This is a genomic window from Schwartzia sp. (in: firmicutes) (assembly GCF_978017985.1).
The window spans coordinates 1-3,906 of the sequence record NZ_CDXDFU010000080.1 but is presented as its reverse complement, the minus strand read 5'-3'; the positions used below and the strand labels follow the sequence as shown (position 1 = coordinate 3,906).

The following is a 3,906-nucleotide window of genomic DNA, read 5'->3' as shown; positions in this document are numbered from 1 at the left end:
CGGCTGTTAACCGATCGGTCGTAGGTTCGAGTCCTACTCATGGAGCCATGGCGCCATCGTCAAGTGGTTAAGACACCGCCCTTTCACGGCGGGTTCGTGGGTTCAAATCCCGCTGGCGTCACCAGAATTTACTGCCGCTCCAGTTTGGAGCGGCTTTTTTCTTTATAGGAAGGTTGCAATTTTTTTTACCAGTCTTTACAATAAAAAAGTCAGGGAGGTGACTTCTGTGCGGACGGAAGAACGTCGGAATAAAGTTTTGGAATTTCTTCAGAACAGCAAAGACCCTTTAACAGGAACGCAGCTTGCGGCTGAGTTCGGGGTCAGCAGACAGATTATTGTCGGAGATGTCAGTATCCTCCGTGCAATGGGGACACCTATATATGCAACTCCGAGAGGTTATATCCTTCCGGATAAGAAGCTGAAGAACAATACATTGATTGCTACCATAACCTGCCGTCACGACGGCAAGGATATGCGGCGTGAGCTGGAAACCATCATTGACGAAGGCGCTTTGGTGCGTGATGTCATTGTAGAGCACCCTGTCTATGGAGAGCTTCACGGCCATCTTATGCTTTCAAGCCGTCATGATATTGACGTTTTCATTGAGAAAATGGAGCAGAGCAACGCAAAGCCGCTTTTGGACGTTTCATCGGGAGTTCATCTTCATACTATTGAGGCTCCTGATACTGCTGCATTGAGCCGTATAACGGATAAACTTCGTAAGCTCGGTATTCTTGCGGAAGGCGGTCAGGTATGACAGAAGATTTACATCAGGCGTTGAACCGTCTGGAAGCATGGATGCGGCAATATATGAAATCCTGGTATAACGAGGCAGAGGATATACAGCAGGCAATCCGCATGAAAGAGGAGCATACCATGCGAGTCCTCGGATATGCCCGTGAGCTGTCCGAGCATCTCGGCCTTGCAGGGGACGATGTGATTCGGGCGGAAATAATGGGTCTGCTGCATGATGTGGGCAGATTCCGCCAGTTTACCATATACCGCACCTTCAACGATGCACAGTCTGAGGACCATGCTGCCTTGGGGCTTAAAACCATTGCCGATGAAGGGCTTATAAGCAGTTTGCCTGAAAAGGATCAGGAGATTATACGGTTTGCCATTTGGAATCATAATAAGAAGGTAATTGAACCTGCTCCGGACAAAATATCGCTTATGTATGCGAAAATACTGCGTGATGCAGACAAGCTTGATATATATCATGTATTGGAGCCTTTTATTGCTCCGTCTGACGGTACGGGAATCAGTCCGGATTTTGTCAGGAAATTCACTGCCGGGGAGCAGTGTGATTATACGATGATACGCACCATGGACGACAGAAAGCTCGTCCGCCTTATGTGGGTGTATGATATAAATTACTCGTGGACGATGAAGCGTGTGCTTGAGAGAGGGTATATTGATAAAATCGTCCGCTGCCTGCCGCAGGGAGATGCGGAGATTGACAAAGGAGTACAGCGGCTTCGTGAGTATGTGAAGGAGAAATGCAATTCCGAGGATAAAGCGGAATGATTTCAATGCTGTACCGTTACAAACATGAAATTTATATGCAGGAGGAAGTTAATCATGCCTGAGAAAGATAATTTGGCTTCAAATTTCGTCGAAAACGCAATCAATGAAGATTTGAAGAACGAAAAATACACAGAAGGAATCCATACGAGATTTCCGCCCGAACCTAACGGCTATCTTCATATCGGCCATGCAAAATCCATATGCCTGAACTTCGGTCTCGCCCGTGAGTTTGCAGGAAAATGCAATCTTCGTTTTGATGATACCAATCCTACAAAGGAAGATACGGAATATGTTGATTCCATTCAGGAGGACGTCAGCTGGCTGGGCTTCAAGTGGGACGAGCAGCATTATGCTTCCGATTACTTCCAGCAGCTTTATGATTTCGCGGTTGAACTCATCAAACGCGGCAAGGCATTCGTTTGCGACCTGACTGCTGATGAGATTCGCGAATACCGCGGAACGCTTACCGAGCCGGGCAAAGAGAGTCCGTACCGTAACCGCAGCGTGGAGGAAAATCTTGACCTGTTCGAGCGTATGAAAGCAGGAGAATTCCCGGACGGTTCACACGTGCTCCGTGCGAAAATTGATATGGCTTCGCCGAATATTACCATGCGCGACCCTGTTTTGTACCGTATTGCCCATACGGACCATCACCGCACAGGTGATGAATGGTGCATTTACCCAATGTACGATTTCGCGCATCCTATGTCTGATGCTATTGAAGGAATCAGCCACTCTGTCTGCACCCTTGAGTTTGAGGAGCATCGTCCTCTTTATGACTGGCTGCTTGAGTCACTTGGCTTTGAGGTTGGAAAGCGTCCCCGTCAGATTGAGTTTGCACGCCTGAATCTTACCAATACCGTAATGAGCAAGCGCAAGCTCCGTCAGCTTGTTGAGGGCGGTTATGTCAGCGGCTGGGACGACCCGCGTATGCCGACTATATCGGGACTCCGCCGCAGAGGCTATACACCGGCAGCACTTCGTGATTTCTGTGAGCGAATCGGCGTAGCAAAGAGCAACAGCCTTGTTGACGTTGCTATGCTTGAACACTGCGTTCGTGAGGACCTTAACGAGCAGGCTGACCGTGTAATGGCGGTTCTTGAACCTTTGAAGGTTGTCATTACGAATTATCCTGAGGGAAAAACAGAATACCTTGAGGCTGAAAATCATCCTACGCGAGGAGGACACCGCTTTGTTCCGTTCTCCCGTGAAATCTATATTGAGAGAGAAGATTTCGAGGAAAATCCGCCGAAGAAATTCTTCCGGCTGAAACCGGACGGAGAAGTACGTCTGAAGCATGCATACATAATTAAATGTGAAGAAGTCATCAAGGATGCAGAGGGCAATATTGTTGAGCTTCACTGCACCTATGACCCTGAGTCCAAGACCGGCGGCGCAACAGCAGGACGCAAGGTCAAGGGAACTCTGCACTGGGTAGACGCAAATTCCGCTCTGCAGGCAGAGGTACGTCTGTATGATTATCTGCTTCTGACAGATGAGAACGGAAATACACCTGATGATTTCCTTTCGGCGCTGAATCCAAATTCACTTCGTGTTATCAAGGATGCTATGGTAGAGCCCAGCCTTAAACATATCGCTGAGGGCACGAGATACCAGTTCCTTCGCAAGGGCTATTTCTGCGTAGACAAGGACACGACACCTGAGCATCTTGTTTTCAATGAAGTTGTTGGCCTTCGTGATACATGGGCAAAAGTAAAGAAGGATTGACATGAGTAAAATACCTAAGAATTTATCCGACAAGGATATGCTCAAAAACTTTGTAGAAGAGCCTACGCTTGAATCCATGTTCATGGAGGCAGGCGAAAAGATGGAAAAGAAGGCAGCAAAACGCGCCGCCGATGAGCACCCCGGTAAGGATATACGTATTGCTTACCTGACACAGGATGTCATCGACAAAATCGGCAAGCTGCTGCTTGAGCTTAAAGTCGACCTCTACAAAGAGGGAATTGTCGATTACCGTATGAACGTACATCGTGAAGGGAAAAATATTATTCTTTCACCCGTTGAACATAAGAACAAGTAACCGTACATAAGAGGGGGAGCCGGAATGGAGAAATATACTCCGCATGAAATAGAAAAGAAATGGCAGACAAAGTGGGAAGAAGAAAAGACGTATAAAACGGAATATGACCCTGCGCTTCCGAAGTATTATGCTTTGGAAATGTTCCCGTATCCTTCGGGAAATCTGCACATGGGACACGTCCGCAACTATTCTATCGGCGATGTTATGGCCCGCTACAAACGTATGGAGGGCTTTAACGTTATTCATCCGATGGGCTTTGATGCCTTCGGTATGCCTGCTGAAAATGCTGCCATCAAGCATGGCGTACGTCCGTCTGACTGGACATATTCAAATAT

5 protein-coding genes and 1 tRNA gene are annotated in these 3,906 nt (G+C 47.6%); all 6 read left to right on the top strand.

Annotation, left to right across the window (positions count from 1 at the left end; translation table 11 throughout):
* Positions 1-49: 49 nt before the first annotated feature.
* Positions 50-124, top strand: a tRNA-Glu gene (locus ACY69O_RS03645).
* Between the two features lie 102 nt (positions 125-226).
* Positions 227-757 carry a 3H domain-containing protein gene (locus tag ACY69O_RS03640; RefSeq protein WP_462332112.1) on the top strand — a complete coding sequence of 177 codons (531 nt, stop codon included), beginning with the start codon at positions 227-229 and terminating at the stop codon, positions 755-757.
* Complete coding sequence (locus ACY69O_RS03635) at positions 754-1,527, top strand: HD domain-containing protein (protein ID WP_462332111.1); 774 nt, start codon at positions 754-756, stop codon at positions 1,525-1,527. The genes ACY69O_RS03640 and ACY69O_RS03635 overlap by 4 nt, the downstream gene beginning before the upstream one ends.
* Positions 1,528-1,581: 54 nt before the next feature.
* Positions 1,582-3,255, top strand: coding sequence for a glutamine--tRNA ligase/YqeY domain fusion protein (locus tag ACY69O_RS03630; protein WP_462332110.1), 1,674 nt, complete (start codon positions 1,582-1,584; stop codon positions 3,253-3,255).
* Between the two features lies 1 nt (position 3,256).
* A complete protein-coding gene (locus ACY69O_RS03625; RefSeq protein WP_072935232.1) occupies positions 3,257-3,571 on the top strand; it encodes a hypothetical protein in 315 nt (104 codons plus the stop codon).
* Between the two features lie 24 nt (positions 3,572-3,595).
* The coding region (locus tag ACY69O_RS03620; RefSeq protein ID WP_462332109.1) for a class I tRNA ligase family protein at positions 3,596-3,906 on the top strand (311 nt) is incomplete at its 3' end.

Excerpts from the sequence above, each read along its gene's own strand:
- ACY69O_RS03635 (WP_462332111.1), top strand. The coding sequence starts at position 754 with ATGACAGAAGATTTACATCAGGCGTTGAACCGTCTGGAAGCATGGATG.
- ACY69O_RS03630 (WP_462332110.1), top strand. The coding sequence starts at position 1,582 with ATGCCTGAGAAAGATAATTTGGCTTCAAATTTCGTCGAAAACGCAATC.
- ACY69O_RS03625 (WP_072935232.1), top strand. The coding sequence starts at position 3,257 with ATGAGTAAAATACCTAAGAATTTATCCGACAAGGATATGCTCAAAAAC.